We start from the raw sequence: 22539 nt of genomic DNA, 5'->3' as shown, positions 1-22539 counted from the left end.
ATGGAACAAGAACTTCCCCCCAACGTTATCTGGCTGGAAGACGGAGACCGCGGCCGGTACGTCCGCCAGTATGAATTCAAGCCTTTTGCCATCGGAGATGTTGGTACCTTCTACGACTACCATCCGGACGGAACCCTGGACTACGACTCCGCGATGACCTGCCGGGTGGAGGAAGATCTTATTTATGGCGAAGTGGCCCGGGCGGTGTGAATTTTCTACAGCTCTACCGCTCTACCGTCTACCCCTCTACCGTCTACCCCTCTACCGTCTACCGCACTACCGTCTACCGAACTACCGTCTACCACACTACCGTCTACCGAACTACCGTCTACCCATGACCTTCCCCCAACGTTTTAAGGCCCATTACCAGACCATCGTACCTAACCTCTTCCGCAGCGTAGCCATTGATTACCGCCGGGAACGGATCGATACGCCGGACGGAGACTTCCTGGACCTGGACTGGCTCGATCACCCCCGGAGCCGTCGGCTCGTCATCCTGAGTCACGGCCTGGAAGGAGACAGTAGCAGGGTGTACGTTGCCGGTGCCGCCAGGTTTTTCCACGAACAGGGTTGGCATGCCCTGGCCTGGAATTGCCGGAGTTGCTCCGGAGTAATGAATCGTACGCCTAAACTTTACAGCCACGGACAAACGGAAGACGTGGAGACCGTGGTAAACCACGCGCTGGCAAGCGGTCAGTTTGACCGCATCGTACTGGTAGGTTACAGCATGGGCGGTAATCTTACGCTGAAGTACCTCGGGACGATGGGAGAGAATCGCCCGAAGGAGGTGACGCACGGCGTCGCTTTTTCGGCCCCGGTATTTATTGAGCACAGTGCCGATAGCCTGGACCGAAGGGACAACTGGATTTACCGCATTAAGTTTCGGCGCTCGCTGACGGCGAAGATCATGGCCAAGGAGCAACAATTTCCCGGCCGGGTAGACTTCAGCCGGCTGAAAGAGGTAAAGTGCTGGCGGGATTTTGATCGCTTGACCTCTCTTCGCATCAGCGACTATGATAGCCTGGATGACTACTACGCCTACCTCTCTTCCGGCAATTTTGTGGCCGGAACCACTGCCCCCGTACTAATCGTGAATGCCACCAACGATCCCATTGTGCCAGACGCCTGTAACCCGCACGAACTGGCCCGAACCCATCCGCTCATCTCGCTGGAAACGCCCGACTGGGGCGGGCACGTGGGCTTTGCCCTGAAGGGGAAGAAGCATAACTGGATGGATGAGCGGGCCCTGGCTTTCGTAACGGAAGGATAGGGCGATCACCGCAGGTGCAGAGCAGAGGACAGGGGCAAGGTTGGGCTGAGAGCAGCGTTCTAAGCGGTCTTCGAAGCGTCCCGCAGTATTGCGGGACCTTCGAGCGTACGTGCTATCCGAGTTGGCGATTGCCCTACCACCAGCCTTTCCTATGTGCTCTTTGTGCCTTTGTGTTCCATGTGTCGAAAAAGCGCGCAACCTAAAGCCTTAGCATTCAATAACTAAAAGAGAAAAAAGCAGCAGGCCGTGAACTAAATGGGATAAGCGGTAGGTTTAATTGATGGAGCGGCGGATTTGCCGCTCGGATATCTCAGCGTCAAACTATGAAATTACTCTACTTACTGCCTTTACTCTTTCCCGTTTTCCTCTCCGCGCAGTTTGTTGCACCCGCCGCCAGCCCGGCTGCGGAAACGAAAGTTGAAGTTGGGTACACGAACCTCTCGATTAGCTATCACCGACCCAACGTGCGGGGGCGCGTTATTTTTGGTGAGCTGTTGCCCTGGTCAAAAATCTGGCGGGCCGGAGCCAACGAAAATACCATCCTTACCGTTGACGGGCCCGTCACGATTGGCGAAACAGAAATTCCGGAAGGCTCCTATTCCCTGTTCCTGATTCCGGAAAAAGAAGGTAACTGGACCTGGGTCATCAACAGCGATACGGAAAACTGGGGGGCGCGTGACTATGATCATCGGCGCGACCTCGTTCGGGTACCGGCTAAACCCCGTAAACTGACGGAACGCGTAGAGACGCTGGAATACCGCTGGCTAAACGTCGACCCGCAATCCGTTGATCTCACCCTGGAGTGGGAATGGCAGCGGTTAAGCTTGCCTATCTCACTGCCTACGGAGGATCAGGTGGCTGACCGGGCCGCCCGCTATCTCAATCCCGCCCAGGATCCAAACGAATACTACGCCATCGCCCGCTACTATCTGGATAATGGCATGAGCCTGACGAAGGCTAAGGCCTGGATGGACCGCTGGGCCGCTAAAAAGAAGGAGCAATTCGGGCGTACCCGCTACCAGGCCATCATCGAATACAAGCTGGGAAATGAAGAAAAGGGCAAAAGACTGATGCAGCGGAGCCTTGAACTGGCCCGGGAAGCCGGAAACGAGCACTACGTCCGGATGAATGAGCAAAGCCTGAAGGACTGGACGCGGGAGTTAACGGAAATATCGGCGGATTCCCTGCTGGCTCGTTCCTTGCAGTACCACGATCCTGACCGGCAGTGGGGGAGGAGAACCCATATGCTACAATTGGCGGAAAGCCGGCCGGACAATAGCGTTCGTCATACCCGCCTGACGCTCTATCCTCACACCGCTGACTTTGATATGCAGCAAATCCGGGGCCGGGATAAAATACAAATGCGTTATCTGGATGGTACTTATTCCTTTAGCCTGAATGGCAACATGGAGGTCAGCGAAGAGAAACGAAAAAAACTGCGCATGACCGAGGAGCGGACCAAGTGGATGAGAGACTATTATACTTACCTGTTCGGTTTGCCAATGAAACTCCAGGATGCCGGGACATTCCTGCAGCCCAACGTTCACAAAGTCTGGTTTGATGGCAAAGAAATGCTGGAGCTCGAAGTACACTACGCCCCGGAAACCGGAAAGGATATCTGGTTTTTTTACTTTGATCCGAAGACTTATGCTCTGAGCGGATATGCCTTTTACCACGAAAAAGATGGCCCCGGCACCGGAGAGTATATTTTACTCGAAGGGGAGACGATCATCGACAGAATGAAACTCCCAGCTGAAAGACATTGGTATTACACGAAAAATAAGCTTTACTTGGGCACGGATGAAATCCTGAACTAATGAGCTTGTTAAATACTGATAAAGACCCCCGCCACGCCATCGTGAATCCGATGAGCGAAGGAATGTACCGCATCATTCCCCTCGCAGCGGTCATTCTTGGCTTTGCAGTAGTTGCCTTTAATTATGGCGCACTGCCCGAAACGGTACCGATTCATTACAATGGTAAGGGAGAAGCCGATGGATTTGGCTCTAAACTCTTCCTCTGGATTCTGCCCGTTATCAACCTGGTAATATTCTATATGCTGGAGCTAACGACCAAGAGCAGTTTCAAGTGGTTTAACTACCCCGTAGCCATTACGGAGGAGAACGCTGCTGCTCAACACCGGATCGCCCTGCAGTTAGTGGCGGTGATGAGACTGATTATTACCTTGATGCTCTCCTGGTTGACTTACGAAATAGTTGCGACGACCCAGAAAGGCAGCGGTACGCTGAATAGGTGGATCCTTGGCGGCTCGATGGTTGCCCTTTTTGGAGCAATCATTTACTACATGATGGAGGCGAATAAGGCGAAGTGATTATTATAGATTGAGGTGACTCTTATTTGAAAACGCGGAGCGTTTTTCAAAGCCCCTCCCCCGTGGGGAGGGGGTTTCTATCGAAGTGATTACCTTCGCGCTGAACCACCAGTATTATATATGAATGTCCTTCTTCTGGGCGGCGGCGGCCGCGAACATGCACTCGCCTGGCGACTGAGCCAAAGCCCCCTCTGTTCCTCTTTATTCATTGCCCCCGGTAATGCAGGAACGGTGGAGTTTGGTACTAACCTGTCGGTAAGCCCCAAAGATTTTCCGGCGCTGAAAGAGATCGTAATACAGAAGGATATCAGCCTGGTCATTTGCGGACCCGAGGAGCCACTCGTGCTGGGCGTTCAGGATTTTTTCGCTAAAGAAGAAGCGTTGAGCCACGTCCGTTTCATCGGCCCCAGCGCCGAAGCGGCCCAGCTGGAAGGAAGTAAAGCCTACGCCAAGGAATTCATGGCCGAGTTTGACATTCCCACCGCCGGATACCGCTCTTTCTCCGCCGCCACCCTGGCGGAAGGGTTGGCTTACCTCGAAACCCGAGAGCCACCCATCGTGCTCAAAGCCGACGGCCTCGCCGCCGGAAAAGGGGTGGTCATCCTTAACGATATCGGAGAAGCCCAGGCGGAACTCCGGGAAATGCTGGACGGTAAATTCGGAGACGCCAGCTCCGAAGTTGTGGTGGAGGATTTCCTGGACGGTATCGAGTTTTCGGTCTTCGTCCTTTCCGATGGCAAAGACTTCCGCGTACTACCCGTCGCTAAAGATTATAAGCGTATCGGGGTAGGGGATACCGGCCCGAATACAGGGGGCATGGGCTCCGTGAGTCATCCTCCCTTCGTTGACGCTGACATGATGGCGAAGGTCGAGCAACGGGTCATCAAACCAACGATGGAAGGCATCCGGAAACGAAACCTGGATTACAAAGGCTTTATCTTCATCGGCCTGATCTCCGTTGACAACGAGCCCTACGTTATTGAGTATAACTGCCGGATGGGCGACCCGGAGACGCAATCCGTGATGGCCCGGCTCGATACTGATCTGATGCAACTCTGCCTGGAAATGGCCGACGGAGCCTTAGCCACCGCCACCGTCGAAATGGATGAGCGGCAGGCAGCTACGGTTGTACTCGTCAGTGGCGGCTACCCAGGCGCCTACGAAAAAGGTAAAACCATCACGGGGCTGGACGAGGTAGCAGGCAGCATGGTCTTCCATGCCGGCACTAAGCGGAATGAAGCAGGTGAGGTAGTTACCAACGGAGGCCGTGTACTGGCTGTAACCAGCTATGGTGAGACCTTCGAAGAAGCCCTGGAGCAGAGTTATGCCAACGCCAAAAAGATTCAATTTGAAGGCGTGAATTACCGGGGGGACATTGGGTTTGATTTGTAGGGTATTTGGCTTGCGATCGGCTAATCACTAGTAAACAGTAGCACCTCCAGCCTCTACGTCTTCCAGTATCTGTGGTAGCGTCTTCTCCCAAAAGAGGAGTCATTATTGCTTCACGAACTTAGTGGCCCCTACAAAATCGCCTCTAACTCCCCTTCAATGGCTAAGGTCTGTGGATAATCATCGTCATTGCCAAAACCTTTTCTCAAATCTAATTTGAACGAGGCGTTGACGAGCCCCGTGGCTTCGTCATAAGCGGTGATCACAACGTAATTATCCTGTATGGTCGATGAAGCAGCAGGACTGTAAATTGCGGCAAGCAGATCACCTCCGTTCCATACTGTATATGTTCCTCTAGGAAGATCTGGTTCCTGCATATCCTCATTGAGAACTACTTGAAGCGTATCCCCCAGGACTAATTCACAAAAGTTAATATGGCTAATGATCAACTGTGCCTGCGGTTGCCCAAACGAAAGATCAGAGGCATTGATGTAAATATTACAAGGTAAAGATCTGTCGTGAGATGCGAGCGCAGGGCTAGTCCGCATCTCTCCATTCATTGTGTAAACCGCTTCACCATCAAACCCCGGTGGAACGAGGCTTCCTATCGGTTCTTTCTTGCAGCTGGCGAACCACATTACTACCACCGCACAACATAGCACCATGAAAAACCGACCGGAGGTAAAAGGAATCATTGTTTTATGAATTTAGTGGTTACGACTCCGTCGGGTGCGTACCCACGAATCAGGTATAGGCCTGGGCGGTAAGCTGCAACATTTATCGTTACCTGGTGCCCCTTCTTTCCAGTATGGCGATTGAGCATTATTTGGTCTCCATTACCGCTCAGGACTTCAAAACGCTCAATATTCACCCCAAAATCGATTACGACTTGGTTAGTTGCGGGATTAGGAGAGGCCGCGATTTGTGGCGCTCGCACTGCCAGTGCTTTGGCTTGGCCGCCGGGTTCGTTGCTATTTCCGAAACAGTCAAAACCATTACAATCGTCATCAGTCAATACTAAAATACTAACCAGAGCATCAGCCGTGAGGTCGTTTAAAGGCTGCCCGTCACCATCGTCACAGCGTACGCTTAATCTTATGAATACGGTGGCGAAAGGCTGCAGTCCAGCGGGCATCGTCAGGTTAGCGGAAGAGCCGGTAGCTATGGATGTAAAATTCACGCCATCCGTAGATATTTCCCAAGTGTATAGGGGCGTTCCATCACAATCCGTAGCAAAACCGCCAAATGAATAAGTTTGCCCGGGTTCCACAATCGGTGGAAATTGATTGACAGTGACGTTGACGCCCGGCGTACAATCACCTAAGGCGAGCACTTCGGCGGTCGTTTCCTGGATCCGTCGCGCGTTGTTTGACTGCTCATCCCCTTCGTCGTCATCGTTTTGGTTTGAGTAGGCTGGCAAATAATCTACGTTCCACTTCTGCTCTCTAAGAATCGGTGGGCCATCCAGGGCCGCGTTGGAAAACATCACGGATACATCTGCCTTGTTTTTTCCCAAGAAGGTGCGGCAACGATCATCAACAAAGGAGTGCGCGAATTCGGGTCCACTAGGGTCTGGAACCACCAAATAATTAAACTGTGTTAAATCATACAAGACAAAAAAAGCACCATTGATACTTTCACCGTGGTTAGGGCATTCAATAATCTCCTCCGCCTGGTGGTGGCACCCCATGAGATGACCGACCTCATGACCGAAGGTAAACTCTTCAGTAGCGGCTTCGGCAGTCACTATGGCAAGCCGGTTGGGCGGGCCAAGCTCAAAATCATCAGGACCATTCACCGTTGCATCGGCAAAACCAATGACTCCGTCTTCTCGCCTTCCCGTTAAAAACACTACGTAATCCGCTCCAGTCAGCGTAATCTGTTCTTGTACAATATCAACAAGTGCTGGATCCGCACCTTGAACTCCTTGCAGAGCAGCTACGTTTCCACCTAGTCTGCCCAAATCATCAGTAATTCTGTTACCTTCCACAAACTCTGGAAACGCAACCGTCCCCACGAGATTAGCCCGTAAATCCAGGCCGCTGTTGTGCAAAAATCCGTTCATCTGATCCACCGAGTTTCGTGCGGTCTGCTCAATATCAGGTACGGATTGCTCGGCGGCGGTAGTGAACATTACCAGGATATTCAGTCTGCTTTCCGGGCAAAGCGCCATTTTCTGGGTGCCAGACTTACTAAAATCATAGGGAGAAACAAAAGTAGAATCGCTGGCTGAGTCGAAAAAACTCCCGTCCAGTGGGCAGTACGGCGTATTGATCCGAAGCTTATTCTGTGAAATAACCGACACGCCTGGCTTTATCCCGGTAATGGTGAAACTTTGGTTCCCCTTGCGAATCGTCCCGTACAACATGTCTTTTTCGGACCTGATGGTGACAAGGCTGCTGCTATCACCCACAATGCTTCCCCGCAAGAAGAGGTTGCTTTTGTCCAGATTCAGTTCTTCTACCAGCAGGTATTGAGATTTGTTATTCCGCTGTGGGATGGCCAGGTCAATGGCTTTGCCGTCAGCCAGCATCTTTACGATGGACTGGGTTTCTACGATGTTATAGAACTCGTAGGCCGGAGCTTTTGCGCTTAATCTGGCGTATTCGGCGCTGGAAAGCTCATTTTTTTCTGGGGTGTAGTTACTAAAAATTGGAGATCTTTGCCCCATAAGTTCAGCGTTAAATAACGTGCTTATGAGTAAAGCGTAAAGCGTAAAGCTTTCATGGTGTGGTTTTTAAGTGTTGGAAATTAGTACGCAATAAAATTAAAGCATTCTTTCTAAATCTCCAACTTTTCTCCTGTCATTATATTGCGGAGCTATCTTCATCCAATCAAAACCGAGTTCGTTATGGGCTTCCGGGGCCTTCCATGTAAGTAGGGGGTAAATTGTAACGTTTCGAATGTCCCCAATACCGCGCTAACAATCCCTGGTCCCATCGATTCCATTTCAGCATTCGTCGAAAAGCCATCGATACTGAACTCAGTAAACTGGCTCGTTTATCTATTTTCCCCTCTGAGTGAACCCATTCATCGTAATTTCGCGCCTACAACTCTGTGGGTGACCGCCCGAAATGTGCAAAATTTAGGCGGTTGCTGCTTGTCCATAGTAAAACCTAGTTTCTAGTAGTAAAACCGTTTCGGGCCAAGCAATAAACAAACAAGGATTCAATGAAGAATATTATCTACCTACGTCTAGCGGCCTTCGCCCTGGCCCTTACCGCCTGCGGCAGCGACCCAACTACCACTACTCCTCCCGTTGACGATGGCCCCCACGGGATCATCCTGGACAACATGGACACCGACGTTGACCCGAAGGACGACTTCTACAACTACGTGAATGGCAGCTGGGTCAAGAACACAACCATCCCTGCTGACCGAACCATTTGGGGCGGCTTCGGTGTACTCACCAAAGCCACCGATGCGGACGTACTCGCCATCCTGGAGGAAGCCAAAACAAGTGGTCAGTACACGGCTGACACGGACCAGGCCAAGGCACTGGCCATCTTCGATACCAAGCTCAACGTGGAGGCCCGGAATGAGCTCGGGGTATCACCCCTGGCGTCTGCGCTAAAGGACATTGAGAGCATTCAGTCCGTTACGGACCTGCAAACGGTGCTGGCGACCAACCCCAACGTTGGTCATCCCTTCCTCAGCCTGTCTTCTTTTCCTGACCTGAGCAATAGCACCGTCAACGGCGCTTACGTTGGCCCGAATGGTTTGGGCTTGCCAGACCGGGACTTTTACCTGGATGAAGACGAAAAGTCGATAGAAATCCGTGAAGAGTACGTCAAACACGTCTCCCGGATGCTACAATTTTTGGGTGATGAGGCGCCCGTAGCGGACGCAGCAGCAAAGAAGATCCTCGACCTGGAAACCAAGCTGGCCGAACCGCGCCTGAACAAGGTCGAAAGCCGGGATGCCCGCAACTACAACAACCGGCATACGCTGGAGGAGACGGAAGCTATGATTCCTTCCATGAACGTGAAAAAGTTTCTCAGCGACCTGGGCGTTGAAAACACGCCCGATACCCTCATCGTCACCCAGCCGCGCTACATGGCGGCCTTGCAGACCTTCCTGACGACCACCCCGATGGCGGACGTCAAGGACATCCTGCGGTGGCACACCATCGCCGATGCCTCCGGAAAGCTGACCACGGAGATTGAGGACGCAGACTGGGAATTCTACGCCAAATACCTCAATGGTGCCAAGGAGAAGCGGCCCGCTGACGAGCGTGCACTCAACACCGTGAACGGTACGGTTGGCGAAGCCCTCGGGCAGCTTTACGTGGATGCGAAGTTCCCGCCTGAGGCTAAAGCCAAAGCGGAAGAAATGATCGCTGACGTAATTAAGGCTTACCAACAACGCATCGAGAAGCTGGATTGGATGAGCGCTGAAACCAAGGCTAAAGCCATTGAGAAGCTGGACAAGTTCACCGTAAAGATTGGTTACCCGGATGAATGGGAAGACTACTCCGCCATGGAAGTGACGGCGGAGAATTCTTACTTCGATAATATGTCTGCCGTTAGTAAATGGGGACGGGATAAGAATCTTTCTGAGATCGGACAGCCGGTGGACAAGTCGGAGTGGGGTATGTCTCCCCAGACGGTTAACGCTTACTTCAACCCGCTGAACAACGAGATTGTATTCCCGGCAGCCATTCTGCAACCGCCCTTCTATGATTACCTGGCCGACGATGCCGTTAACTACGGCGGTATCGGTGCCGTCATTGGCCACGAAATCTCTCACGCTTTTGATGATTCCGGCGCGCGTTTTGATGGCGACGGTAACCTGGCCAACTGGTGGACCGATCAGGACCTGGAAGAGTTTACCAAGCGAGGAGATGCCCTGGCGGCACAGTACAGCGCCATTGAGGTAATGGATAGCGTTTTCATCAACGGTAAGTTTACCCTGGGGGAAAACATCGGTGACCTGGGCGGTGTGCTGGGCGCTTATGATGGCTTGATGCTCAATTTTGAGCGTAACGGCCGCCCGGAAAACATCGATGGCTTTACGCCAGAGCAGCGTTTCTTTATGAGCTGGGCCACGGTGTGGCGCACGCTGAGCCGGGATGACGCCTTGCGTAACCAGGTGAAGACGGATCCTCACTCTCCGGGCAAAACCCGGGCCACACAGCCTCTGGTGAACATCGATGCGTTCTACGAAGCTTTTGACATCAAAGAAGGGGACGGTATGTGGCTGGCACCAGCAGACCGGGTTCGGATCTGGTAAAAGCGGATTGATGCTGGTCTTAGATCAGCCAATCCTTTTCGGGCATTTCAGCTGGCTCAGCATAGGGCGCGGCCGCAGGTGCAGACAGGAGCTTAAAAGAGCAAGGGAAGTCAAAACCTCACCCTGCTCCTTTGGCAATCTTCTGCACCTGCGGCCGCGCCCTCTTTTTGGTTAAATACCCAACAAGAAACGTTCCAGATTAACCAGGGTAGTGTATATCCAGGCATAGTTTGTTTACTATACGACTAATACCCCCTTGCGGCTTGCCCTAATTAATTCCTACCTTCCGCGACGTAAAATGAGTACATGCTTCGCATTATTCCCGTTTGGTTTTTCTTTCTCTTAATGTCCTGGCAGCTTTTCGCTCAGGAGCTACCGCCCGTTGCCTCTTTTGAGCCGGAGCTGTATAATGGCGGGAGCCAGAACTGGGGGTTGAGTCAGGACGAATCCGACTTTATCTACGTTGCCAATAACGAGGGGCTGCTGGAGTATAATGGCCAGCGGTGGTCAACCTATCCATCGCCCAATGAAACCTTAGTACGTTCGGTTAAAGCCCATAACGGACGCATTTATACTGGGATGTACATGGATTTTGGCTACTGGGAGCGGACGGCCTCCGGAGCCTTAGCCTATCAGTCTCTCTGCGATAACGAGCGGGATAAGATGTTGCCCGATGAGCATTTCTGGAACATTATCCTGCACGAAGGTTACTTGGTTTTTCAGTCTCTTGATCAGCTGTTTTTGTACCAGCCTGAGGAGGGAAGCATCAGGGTTATTACCCCCGAGTGGGGCGTTTCTAAAGTCTTTAAAACCGCTAAAAGCTTATACTTTTCGGATCAGAAGCAAGGTCTCTTTCGCCTGGAAGGAGGAACGGCCGTAGCGGTCTTAGAGCAGGAATCCCCAGCCGTTTTTATCACACACCTATGGGGGAAAGCGGGTGAGCTGGTGCTGCAAACCGCTACTGACGGTTGTTACCGACTGGAAGACGGGGCACTGAAAAAGACAAGCCTACACCCATTTCTGGAAGGAAAGAGCGTCTACAGCGCCTCGAACCTTCGGTTGGGCGGCCGGGCCTTCGGCACCGTCTCGAATGGTGTATACGTCGTCGGCCCGGACGGAGAGTTGGCCTACCACCTGGATCAGGTTGACGGACTTTCAAACAACACCGTTCTTTCCCTGTTTGAAGACGCCAGAAGTAACCTTTGGGTAGGAACCGACAACGGCATCAGTTGTATCAACTTGTCGTCTCCTTTTCGAAAATTTACGGACAATTCCGGTCAGCTGGGGACCGTGCATGCCTCAGCTGTTCACGGCGGAAACCTATATCTGGGGAGTAATCAGGGGCTTTTCGTTAAGTCCGTCAATGGAGGAGACCTGCCTCGCCTTGTCCCTGGAACCCGCGGGCAGGTGTGGTCTTTATTCCAGCATCAGGGAGTGCTCTTTTGCGGACATGACCGTGGGACCTTCACCATTGACGGTCTTCGGGCCGAAAGCCTGGGGGCGCAGAATGGGGGGACCTGGGGCTTCGTGCCGGTTCCCGGTCGGCCTGATCTCCTGCTTCAGGGGAACTATTTCGGACTATCCGTGCTGACGCTGACATCCGGCCGCTGGCTATTTCGAAATAAGGTGGATGGCTTTGATTATTCTGCCCGCTTTCTGGCTGCCTCGGCGGAATCGGAGGCCTATATCAGCCATGAATATCGTGGTGTTTACGGGCTTAAGCTGGACGAGGGCTTCCGGAAGGTTACTGACCTTAAGCTCTACAATACTCCGGAGAAAGGCAAAAATGCGGGCCTGACCAGTTTCCAGGACGGAGTCGTGTATTTTTCCCGGGATGGCGTATTTACGCTGCAAGACTTTGACGGCGGTTTTCAGCGGTCTGCTCCGCTGAGTAATTCCATAAGCAAGACGGAGTATACCTCTGGTAAGATGACTGCTGAGGCTAAGCGCCTTTGGTTTTTTACCGCTGAGAGCATCAGCTTTTTTCACCGGGGTGCCCTGAGTGATGATTTGCAACGACAGACCATCCCCGTGCCCTCCAGGTTGATCGACGCTAAGTCGGGCTACGAGAACATTACCCCCATCGGAGGGGATACCCTGCTCATCGGGACGGCTGACGGTTATTTACAGCTAGCACTTTCGGCGGTGCCATTGCATCAGCACCAGCTCTACCTTACGTCAGCCACGGCTTTGCCGGCTGCGGGTAATCCAATTCCTCTTGCTTTGGGAGAAGAAGGCGAGATTCCTTTTGAAGACCATAGTGTAACTTTTGAATTAGCCGTCGCCTCCTTTGAAAAGTATTTCATCCCGCGCTACCAATACCGGCTACTTGGATTGTCAGAAGAATGGAGTGGCTGGTCAACGGAGTCAACCATCAGCTTTCCAGGGCTTCCTTACGGAGAATATGTGCTGGAGGCCCGATCCCTGCTCGGGCGCCGAAGTGCGGAAAATTCGGTGAGCTATTCTTTTGAAGTACTGCGCCCCTGGTATGCATCTAACTGGGCTTTGGTGCTTTATCTACTGGTTACCGGCTTACTCATTTACCTTTTACATCGAAGTTATACCCGTTACTACCGACGCAAGCAGAAAGCCTTACAGGAGGAGAGTGACCAGAGACTGGCGGCCCGTGAGCGGGAGGCAGAACTGGAGTTGATTCGGATCAATAACCAGCATTTACAGCAGGAAATCAGTAGTAAGAGCCGCGAAACGGCCATCTCGACCATGAGTCTTGTGCGAAAGAATGAATTGCTTCAACAGATTAAAGACAAGCTCCTGTCTGATCAGGACCCCGAAAGGCGTATTCAGGAAGTGATAAAAACCATTGATCATAACATTGATGAAGCGGAAACCTGGAACTTGTTTAAGGAGGCTTTTGAAAATACGGACCAGGACTTTTTCAAGAAAGTCAAAGAGCTGCACCCCGGACTTTCTCCCAACGATCTCAAACTCTGCGCTTACCTGCGGCTTAATCTCAGTTCTAAAGAGATTGCTCCGATGCTCAACATTTCTCCCCGTAGTGTAGAGGTGAAACGCTACCGACTCCGGAAGAAAATGAACCTGGAGGCGAAGACTGGGCTGGTGGATTACATTATGGGGATCTAGTCTGGCCCGATTCTGTTTCCCTCGATTGAATTTTCACCACAACATTACCCATACAAGCCCGTGTTTTTACCGTGTTATACCTCAAAAAATGAAAATGCAATCGACTGCATAGTCCGCTGCAAAAACGTGCTTTTCCGGTATTCGTAGCGCCGGTAGCGTTTTTGTAGGGGTATGAAATTAGGCAGAGAGAGCTTGGCGCAAGTAATTTTGAAACGCAATCAAGAGAGCTCAATATTGAGCGTGGTTGCCCGCTGTAATCTCATCGTTCCGGCGGAGTTGTAGAACTTAAAGTCACATGCGCCACTACATTTTTTTGCTTACCCTTCTATTGGGGTGGGGGGGACTTTCCGCCCAGACCATTACCGTTAAAGGAACCGTTACCGATGCTTCAACGGGAGAAACCCTGATCGGTGCCAGTGTAATTGTTATCCGGTCGGATTCGGATGCTTCCACCTCCGGAACGGTCACCGATTTTGATGGTAGCTACGTCATCGAGAATGTTCCTGCGGGGAGCTCATTACGGTTTTCTTACACGGGGTTTGAAACCACAGAACGAGAGATAGGTACCTCCGGTATTGTTGATGTAGCCCTTGGGGCTGATGTACAGGCGCTGGAGGAAGTAGTCGTCATCGGCTACGGTACCCAGCAAAAGAGAAACGTAACGGGATCCGTCGTCACGGTCGATAACGAGACCATTGATGACCTTCGGCCCGTAAAAATTGAACAGGCCCTGCAGGGTACGGTGGCAGGTGTAAACGTCACTACCCAATCCGGCGCTCCGGGTGCGGGTCTTAACATCCGTATTCGTGGCGTCTCCACGAACGGGCAGAACGCTCCTCTGGTCATCATCGATGGCTATCAGGGAGACCTGAGTACCGTTAACCCGACGGACATTGCCAGTATTACCGTCCTGAAAGATGCCCAGGCTGCCGTTTACGGCACCGTGGGCGCCAATGGTGTTATTCTGGTGACCACCAAAACAGGAAATAAGAACAGTCCGACGCAAGTCAGCTACAACACCTTCTTTGGCATCCAGGAAACTTCCAAGACGCTCAATATGCTAAACGCTACCGAGTATGGCCTGCTGCTAAACGAAAGCTATGCGGCTGGCGGGCAGGCATTACCTTACCCCGATGCCAGTACTCTCGGCCGGGGAACCGACTGGCAGAACGAGGTCTTCGGCACTGCCCCAATGTTGAGTCATGACGTTACGGTGTCCGGCGGCAGTGACCGTACGACCTATTCCATTAGTGGTTCGCACCTCAATCAGGAAGGTATCATTGGTGGCGAGAAGTCCAACTTCACGCGGAACACCGCTCGCTTATCGCTTGGGGTAGACCTCTCCGATAAGTTGAAGCTGACGACGAATGCCATCTTTACCAACATTGACCGGGATGCCCTGAGCGAGAACGGCCTCGGTGCCGTCCTCTTTAACGCGTTGAACGCTCCGCCAACTCTTCCGGTATTCGATGAAACCGGAGAACCCAGCCTTGTGCCCAATACGCCGGGTCTTGGTATTGAGGTGATCAACCCCGTGGCGCAAATTGCCAACACCTTCAACGATTACGATCTCAACAAACTTAACGGACAGGTAAGCCTGGACTGGAAAGCCCTCCCCGGCCTTACCCTTACCAGTCGTGTAGGCTTCAATACGTCTAACAGCGAAGGCCGCACTTTCAGTAAGCTGATCAACTATGGCGGTAAGGTATTTGACGTTACCCGCAGTAGTGTGTCGCAGAATGCGATTAACGATAATAACTACTCGCTGGATCTGTTCGGTACTTACCAGCGCACCCTTGCGGATAAACATAACTTTACGGCAACAGCCGGTACTACAGTATTCCGCGAACTGGGTAACGGTCTGTTTGCTACGGGCTTTGACGTACCGAACAACGACTGGGAGTTTGCCGACATCTCGCTGGCAACGGGGACCAGCCCCGAAGGCGCCCGGGATGTAGGCTCTTACTCCTACGATGAGCGTCGCCTGTCTTATTTCGGTCGGGTTCAGTACGACTTCCAGGAGCGCTACTTCCTCACGGCGATGCTGCGGCGGGATGCCTCCACTAAATTCGGCCCCGAAAACCGGGCCGCCTTTTTCCCTTCCTTCACGGCGGGCTGGATTGCGTCTGACGAGTCATTCTTCGGAGACGAAGGTCCCGTCGATCTGCTCAAGTTCCGCGTCAGTTACGGTATCCTCGGTAATGACCAGATCATCAACAACGGATACATCGGTACCCTCAGCGGAGAAGCAACTTATGTTTTCGATGGTATTCTCGTCAATGGTACGGCCATCGGGGCGCTGCCCAACCCTTCTCTTCAGTGGGAAGAAGCCAAGAAATTCAACGTCGGCTTCGACCTGGCGCTGCTGGATTACAAGCTTAACATTACGGCGGACTACTTCATCAATACCCGGGACAACCTGCTGATTTCCAATATTCCGGTTTCGGGCATCGTTGGCACTTCCGCCCCGGGCGGAGCGGCACCTACCGTCAACGCCGGCGCCGTTCAGAACAAGGGCTTAGAACTGGCCATCAGCTATCAGCAGCGTTTCAATAAAGACTGGAAACTCAACGTGAGCTATAACCTCACGACACTGAATAACGAAGTACTCGAAGTTAACAACGGCACGGGCTTTATCGAGGGAGGGGCTTTTGGTGTAGGTCAGCTGGCACCTTCCCGTATGGAAGTTGGCCAGCCGATTGGTTACTTCTTCGGCTACCAAACGGATGGAATATTCCAGAACGCCAGCGAGATTGAGGCGCATCCGTCTCAGATCGCGCTGGGAGCAGACGCTCAGCCCGGAGACATTCGCTTTGTGGACACCAACAATGACGGTGTCATCGATCCGAACGACCGGACGAACATCGGTGACCCGATCGCTGATATGACCATGGGCTTCAACTTCCAGTTGGAGTACAAGCGTTTTGACCTGCTCACCTATGCTTTCGCCTCCCTGGGAGGAGACATTGTAAGAAACTACGAACGCGCGCTCTCCGACGTTAACCGCCTGGATTATTACCTCGACCGCTGGACGGGTGCCGGTACTAGCAGCGAAGTACCCCGGGTCACCACCGCCGCTACGGCCAACGGTGTTTTCTCTGACTTCTTTGTGGAGGACGCTTCGTTCCTGCGCCTTCAGAGCGTCCAGCTGGGCTACACCCTGCCGTTCAAAGCAGGCGCTAAGCGGTCTTCTTCACTACGACTTTACGTGAGTGGTAACAACCTGCTGACCCTGTCGAACTATAAAGGGTTTGACCCCGGCGCTTCGAGTGGCGCACCGATTGGCGGCGGTATTGACTACGGTTTTTATCCCATCGCCCGCACCATCCTCTTTGGTGCTAACCTGACACTTTAATAACCCTACTCTCAAGCTAACGGAATTACCTCGATCATGAGCCAAAGAAATATCTTTTTAACCTTCGTTTTACTGCTGCTGGGAACCTCCGCCTGCGAGGATGACTTCATCGGCCGTACTCCGGTTTACTCCATTGATTCGGAGAACTACTTTAATGCGGAGGCCGACTACGAGAACGCCCTTATTGCTGCTTACGATTTGCTGCAAGCCACCTATCTCAACGTAATGCTGGGGGAGATCGCTTCGGACAATACTCTGGCCGGAGGTGAGAGTGCTACCGACGTGATCGGTATCCAGCAAGTGGACGATATGATCCACACCCCCGTCAACGAACAACTGAAGAGCATCTGGAACTGGATGTTCGCCGGTGTTAACCGGGCGAGCTACCTACTGGAATTCAAGGATAAGATTGAGTTTGACGGTAAGGCTCAGATATTGGCGGAGGCGCGCTTCCTGCGGGCCTACTACAATTTTGAACTGGTTAAATGGTTTGGCCCCATCCCGATCAAAGGTGATGTGCGCTTTGCCCTGGGTGACGAGACGAGCCTGCCCCGGGCCTCGGTGGAGGAAGTGTACGCAGCCATTGAGTCAGATCTTGAGCTGGCCGTGGCGGATTTAGCGGAGACCGCTCCGCAGGTTGGTCGGGTCAGCCGGGGCGCTGCCCAGGCGCTGCTGGGTAAGGCTTACTTATACCAGGAAAAATATGCAGAAGCTGCGGAGGTGCTCAATCAGGTGATACAATCAGGGAACTACCAGCTGAGTGCTGACTTTGCCGGCATTTTTGAGAACACCGGAGAAAACGGACCGGGCTCTGTATTTGAGGTGCAATACACCGATGCGGAAGGTGCGGGCTTTGGTTGCCTGCAGTGTAGTGAAGGCAACGTCGCCGTCGGTTTTAACGGTATCCGGAACCACACCGGGCCGGTTTATGATAGCGGCTTTAGCTTCAACGTACCCACGCAGGCGGCTTTTGAGGCCTATGAGCCAGGCGATAGCCGCCGAGATGTTGCCATCCTTGATATCGAAGCCTGGGCGGCAGAAACGGGTGCTGGATTCGGTACGGGCTACGAGCATACGGGCTACTATAACCGAAAGTACATTGCCCGGAAAGGCGACAGTAACATTGGTGATCAGAACCTTACCAACCCGAATAACTACCGTTCCATCCGCTACGCCGACGTACTGCTGATGGCCGCCGAAGCGCTTAATGCGACGGGCAACGATGAGCAGGCGCGTGACTACTTAAACCAGGTCCGCCGTCGTGCTTTTGGTGATATGGATCATGACATTAGTTCCAGCGGACAGGCATTGGGAGATTTCATTCAGGTCGAGCGCCGGTTAGAGCTTATGGGAGAAGCCCATCGCTTTTTCGACCTCGTTCGTACGGGCGCGGCCGCAGGTGCCATCGATGGCTTTACGGCAGGGAAGAACGAGCTTTTTCCCGTTCCCTTCGAGGAGATACAGTTCTCTAACGGGAATTGGAGCCAAAACCCCGGCTACTGATCCCCTCGTATGTTTTCAACTATTTATAAACTATCGCAAACCTCTTCGGTCATGCCTACAAAATATCTACTTCTTCTGCTTCTCTTCGTTGGCTTTATGGCTTGCGACGATGATCAGATTCTACCCGCTTTGGAGGAAGCTCCGGTACCCACCGGGCTTTCGCTGGACATCATGATGGACGCCGATAGCCCCGGTGAAGCCACCATTACTCCCGGAGGACAGGGCGTGACCCTCTTCCATGTCGATTTTGGTGACGGCAGCCCGGTAGAGGAAATGCCCATCGGTGAATCCGCTGCTCACAGCTATGGGGTAGGAACTTACACGCTGACCCTCACGGCAACCGGAATTTCCGGTCAAACAGCCAGCATCACGGAGACCCTCACCGTTGACGCTACACCTCCCCGCAACCTGATGGTGGATATCGGCGGAACGGCTGGCAACTCCCTTTCTATTGATGTCTCCGCAACGGCAGACTTCGCGGCGGGCTTCCATGCCTACTTCGGAGACGTCGCTGATGAAACACCAACGCTCTTTCAGCAGGGAGAAACCATCAGCCACGTTTATGCGGAAGCGGGCGATTACGATGTTCGCGTCGTTGCGCTCAGCGAAGGGGTGGAGACGAGCCTGGAGGTAACGCAAACGGTAACCGTCAATAACAGCAGCAATGCCGTGGTTTTACCGCTCAACTTCGAGAACAGCGCCATTGATTTCGCCTGGGGCGGCTTTGGCGGGGCTAACGCAGGTGTTGTGGACAACCCGGATGTGTCTGATGGAAACGGCAGCGCCCGGGTAGTGGAGCTCAACAAATCGAGCGGCTCAGAAGTATGGGCGGGGGCTTTCCTCCCATTGGAAGGGCCCGTGGATTTCTCTTCCTCCACCAGCATTTTTGTCAATGTCTGGTCTCCCCGCGCCGGAATTCCGGTTATCCTGAAGCTGGAAGATGCCGATGACGCCGACATCAACGTAGAGGTAACGGCCAACACTACGGAGGCGAACGCCTGGCACCTGGTGGAGTTTAACTTCAATTCCGCAGGCGACCTAAGCCTGCCCTACGAAAAAGTTGTCATCTTCTTTGACTTCGGAACGGCCGGCATGGACGAAAATTTCTACTTCGACGATATCAGTCTGGACGGCGAGAGTGGCGGCGGTGGAGGTGGCGGCGGCGGTGGCAGCGATCTTGCCCTGCCGCTGGATTTCCAAAATGCTGACGCCACTTACACTTTTAGTGGTTTTGGCGGAGCCGGAGCCGAGGTGATTGATAACCCCGATGCAAGTGGGATTAACGGCAGCAGCCGGGTAGCCAGCCTGACGAAGAATGAGGGCTCAGAAGTATGGGCCGGTGTCTTTATCGACGTGACCAACCCGATTGACTTCAGCAGTGGAGCAACAACGATAAAGCTTAAGGTATGGTCTCCGGTAGCCGAAGCGCCCATTCTCTTTAAGCTGGAGAACCCGGACAACCCGGATGACAACATTGAGGTGTCCGTATCCACCACTGGCGCTAACCAGTGGGAGGAGCTTAGCTATGATTTCTCCGGTATTGAAGCTTTCCCCAACATCCGCAGGCTTGTCATCTTCGGCAATTTCGGCACTGCCGGAAGCGGAGAAACGTACTACTTCGACGATATCAGCCAGGAATAGAAAAGTCATCCCTTGCTTTTTTAAAAACAAACACCGCACCTGCGGTTAGCGCCCCCCAAGCGCCTTTAGTAAACGACTAATCATGAAACAGTTCTTTCTCTTAACCGCTCTTGCTCTGCTTTGCTTTACCTGCGAACAGGAAGAGTATACTTTTGGTGAAATTACCACGCCACAAAATCTGACACTGGAAGCGAATATTTCGGGCCAGACAACGGATGCTCCCTTTGGGGACGGTAGCGGGCAGGTGGTCTTTACGGCTTCCGCAGATAATGCCATTACCTATCGTTTTGTGTTTAGTGACGGAACCGAGGAGATTGCTCCTGCCGGCCAGCTTACCAAGCGCTTTAACCAGATTGGAGTCAATACTTACGGAGTTACCGTGGTGGCCTCCGGCACCGCTGGTGTCAGTACCACGCTTACCTCAGAAGTGACGGTAGAGAGTAACTTCAGCGACCCTGAAGTATTGGCCTTCCTGACGGACGGTAGCAGCAAGACCTGGTATTGGGCGGCGGATGAACCCGGCCACTTTGGCGTAGGGCAAAATGATGACAACGCTGAACTGAATTTCTACCCCAACTACTACCAGGCGGCCCCCTTTGAGAAGGATGGCGCTGAAGAAAGCCTTTGCTTCTATCAGGATGAACTCGTTTTTTCCACCGAAGGCGGCTCGCTGTTCTACCAGCTGAACAACTTTGGACAGACCTACTTCAACGTCGCCTATCAGGACGTTGGCGGCGGCTCCGCTGGTTTCGATTTCTGCTACGATTTTGCGGTGGAAAGCACGCCCCAGCGGGTGCAACTGGCTCCTGCCGAAAGCTTCGTGGTGGACAATGGTGTGCCTGGTCAGACCCGGGGCACGAATCTGGTGCTGCCGGAGGGTAGCTTTATGAGCTACTACATCGGTGCGACTACCTATGAAATCATGTCCGTTACGGACAACCGGTTGGTGGTTCGTGCCGTACAGGGGAACAACCCGGCCCTGGCCTGGTACCACACGTTCAGTTCTACCCGTCCTACGGCTGGCGGCGGAGATGAAACGGATTACGATAACCTCGTATGGTCAGATGAATTTGATACGGACGGAGCTCCTGACCCCGCGAAATGGAACTACAATATTGGCCGGGGCAGTAACGGCTGGGGTAATGGCGAAGAACAGTACTATACCAGCCGGGCGGACAACGTTCGGGTGGAAGACGGTAAGCTGAAGATTACGGCAAAAAGAGAAGCCTTTGGTGGAGCAAATTACACTTCTGCCCGCCTGTTAACGGAGGACAAATTCGAGTTTACCTACGGGCGCGTTGACATCAGCGCAAAACTGACTACCGGAGGAGGGACCTGGCCTGCACTGTGGATGCTGGGCGCTGACTACGCCACTAACACCTGGCCAGGCTGTGGTGAGATTGACATTATGGAACACGTGGGTAACCAGCAGGACCGAATTTTCTCCTCCCTGCACTTCCCCGGGAACTCCGGAGGAGATGCAGTCACCCGTGGTACTAACGAAGAGGATGTAGCGGGTACCTTCCACAAGTACTCAGTTGTTTGGTCTCCCGAAAGCATTCGCTTCTTTGTGGATGATGAGGAGTACCACACCTTCACCAATAGTAGCAGTCTGCCTTTCGATAGTGACTTCTTCCTGATTTTCAACGTAGCAATGGGCGGAGGCTTCGGAGGAGACATCGACCCTGCCTTTAACGAGTCAACGATGGAAGTGGATTGGGTCCGGGTTTATCAGTAATCAACCGGTCAGGCCTGCCGGGTACAATAAAAGCAGCTGCTGACCTCTGTTTAATGCGCAAAAATGAGAAGATGAAACGGTTCTTCTTTGTCTTACTACCGCTGCTGGCGTTTCTGCAGCAATGCTCATCCGCAGAAGCGGCTGAGGGACCTTCCATCGGTGGAACGAGGGAGAGGACCATGGTTTGGTCTGAAGAATTTGACGGTACGGAGCTGGATACCTCCACCTGGAATTATGAGTTGGGGGATGGTTGCCCGAATCTGTGTGGCTGGGGAAACAATGAACGGCAGTTATACACGAAGGAGAATCATCATTTAGCCAATGGTATGCTCACCATTACGGCTAAAAAAGAAGGAGAGGTATATACCTCTACCCGGATTACGACTAAGAACAAGCATCACTTCCGTTATGGCCGGATTGAAACGAGGGCAAAAATTCCGGTAGGAGAAGGGCTTTGGCCTGCTTTTTGGATGCTGGGCCAAAACATTGACACCGTCAGGTGGCCGACCTGCGGAGAAATTGACATTCTGGAATATGTGGGGAAGAAGCCGGGCGAAATTTTCACGACCCTGCATACTAAAGCCAGACATGGAGACAACGGCAGTTCGAAGACTACTCCCTTCGCTGACATAGAAGAAGGTTTCCACCGTTACGCAACGGAATGGACGCCAAAAAACATCACCTTTTTTATTGATAACCAGCTGGTATACACCTTCGAGCCAAAGGAACGGAGTGTTGAGGTCTGGCCCTTTGACCAGCCTTTCTACCTATTACTAAACCTGGCAATCGGGGGGAGCTTTGGCGGCCCCGGGGTGGATGATTCCGTTTTGCCACAAAGCTTCATCATCGATTACGTCCGGGTTTATGCACCTGAATAAAAGGACTTCAGAACGGGGGCAACTATGCGTACTTACTTTCTGATTCAATGAAAATTTTAATGACTTCCTAAGACCTGTTACAACCGATTTTTTAACCGC

The 22539-nt window shown here is 52.7% G+C and carries 15 protein-coding genes; 13 read left to right on the top strand and 2 right to left on the bottom strand.

The window, feature by feature from the left end; translation table 11 throughout:
• The 6 genes from BM123_RS14595 (at position 1) to purD (ending at position 4994) form a co-directional block, all read left to right on the top strand.
• A complete protein-coding gene (locus BM123_RS14595) occupies positions 1–210 on the top strand; it encodes a hypothetical protein (RefSeq protein ID WP_090169816.1) in 210 nt (69 codons plus the stop codon).
• Positions 207–338 carry a hypothetical protein gene (locus BM123_RS24730; protein ID WP_262490475.1) on the top strand — a complete coding sequence of 44 codons (132 nt, stop codon included), beginning with the start codon at positions 207–209 and terminating at the stop codon, positions 336–338. Before BM123_RS14595 ends, BM123_RS24730 begins: the two co-directional genes overlap by 4 nt.
• The gene (locus BM123_RS14590) at positions 335–1270 is read left to right on the top strand and encodes a YheT family hydrolase (RefSeq protein WP_090169814.1); all 936 of its coding nucleotides are present in this window, start codon (positions 335–337) and stop codon (positions 1268–1270) included. The genes BM123_RS24730 and BM123_RS14590 overlap by 4 nt, the downstream gene beginning before the upstream one ends.
• 323 nt (positions 1271–1593) lie before the next feature.
• Positions 1594–3087, top strand: a complete 1494-nt coding sequence (locus BM123_RS14585; protein WP_090169812.1) for a DUF6503 family protein — start codon at positions 1594–1596, stop codon at positions 3085–3087.
• Positions 3087–3602 carry a DUF1648 domain-containing protein gene (locus BM123_RS14580; protein ID WP_090169810.1) on the top strand — a complete coding sequence of 172 codons (516 nt, stop codon included), beginning with the start codon at positions 3087–3089 and terminating at the stop codon, positions 3600–3602. Before BM123_RS14585 ends, BM123_RS14580 begins: the two co-directional genes overlap by 1 nt.
• A 120-nt stretch (positions 3603–3722) precedes the next feature.
• Positions 3723–4994 carry a phosphoribosylamine--glycine ligase gene (gene purD / locus BM123_RS14575; RefSeq protein WP_090169808.1) on the top strand — a complete coding sequence of 424 codons (1272 nt, stop codon included), beginning with the start codon at positions 3723–3725 and terminating at the stop codon, positions 4992–4994.
• 128 nt (positions 4995–5122) lie between these two features.
• Here purD and BM123_RS14570 read toward each other — a convergent pair whose 3' ends face one another.
• Both BM123_RS14570 and BM123_RS14565 read right to left on the bottom strand, forming a co-directional pair.
• Positions 5123–5686 (bottom strand): hypothetical protein, encoded by a 564-nt coding sequence (locus BM123_RS14570; protein WP_090169805.1) that lies wholly within the window; start codon positions 5684–5686, stop codon positions 5123–5125.
• Positions 5683–7662 (bottom strand): T9SS type A sorting domain-containing protein, encoded by a 1980-nt coding sequence (locus BM123_RS14565; RefSeq protein ID WP_090169804.1) that lies wholly within the window; start codon positions 7660–7662, stop codon positions 5683–5685. The genes BM123_RS14570 and BM123_RS14565 overlap by 4 nt, the downstream gene beginning before the upstream one ends.
• 500 nt (positions 7663–8162) lie before the next feature.
• On the opposite strand from BM123_RS14565, the gene BM123_RS14560 reads away from it, so the two are divergent.
• The 7 genes from BM123_RS14560 (at position 8163) to BM123_RS14530 (ending at position 22440) form a co-directional block, all read left to right on the top strand.
• Positions 8163–10223, top strand: a complete 2061-nt coding sequence (locus BM123_RS14560) for a M13 family metallopeptidase (RefSeq protein WP_090169802.1) — start codon at positions 8163–8165, stop codon at positions 10221–10223.
• Positions 10224–10529: 306 nt separating this feature from the next.
• A complete protein-coding gene (locus BM123_RS14555) occupies positions 10530–13325 on the top strand; it encodes a helix-turn-helix and ligand-binding sensor domain-containing protein (protein ID WP_090169801.1) in 2796 nt (931 codons plus the stop codon).
• Positions 13326–13620: 295 nt separating this feature from the next.
• Positions 13621–16680, top strand: a complete 3060-nt coding sequence (locus tag BM123_RS14550) for a SusC/RagA family TonB-linked outer membrane protein (RefSeq protein WP_090169799.1) — start codon at positions 13621–13623, stop codon at positions 16678–16680.
• A gap of 36 nt (positions 16681–16716) precedes the next feature.
• The gene (locus BM123_RS14545; protein ID WP_090169797.1) at positions 16717–18183 is read left to right on the top strand and encodes a RagB/SusD family nutrient uptake outer membrane protein; all 1467 of its coding nucleotides are present in this window, start codon (positions 16717–16719) and stop codon (positions 18181–18183) included.
• 51 nt (positions 18184–18234) lie between these two features.
• Positions 18235–19824 carry a PKD domain-containing protein gene (locus BM123_RS14540; protein ID WP_090169795.1) on the top strand — a complete coding sequence of 530 codons (1590 nt, stop codon included), beginning with the start codon at positions 18235–18237 and terminating at the stop codon, positions 19822–19824.
• An 82-nt stretch (positions 19825–19906) separates the two neighbouring features.
• A complete protein-coding gene (locus tag BM123_RS14535) occupies positions 19907–21562 on the top strand; it encodes a family 16 glycosylhydrolase (protein ID WP_090169794.1) in 1656 nt (551 codons plus the stop codon).
• A 71-nt stretch (positions 21563–21633) separates the two neighbouring features.
• On the top strand, positions 21634–22440 hold the full coding sequence (locus BM123_RS14530) for a glycoside hydrolase family 16 protein (protein ID WP_090169975.1): 807 nt from the start codon (positions 21634–21636) through the stop codon (positions 22438–22440).
• The last annotated feature ends 99 nt before the right edge of the window (positions 22441–22539 follow it).

Origin of the sequence: Neolewinella agarilytica (assembly GCF_900110645.1) — a bacterium.
GTDB lineage: Bacteria > Bacteroidota > Bacteroidia > Chitinophagales > Saprospiraceae > Neolewinella > Neolewinella agarilytica.
Note: the sequence above shows the minus strand (reverse complement) of the source record. Positions and strands in the feature narration are given on the sequence as shown.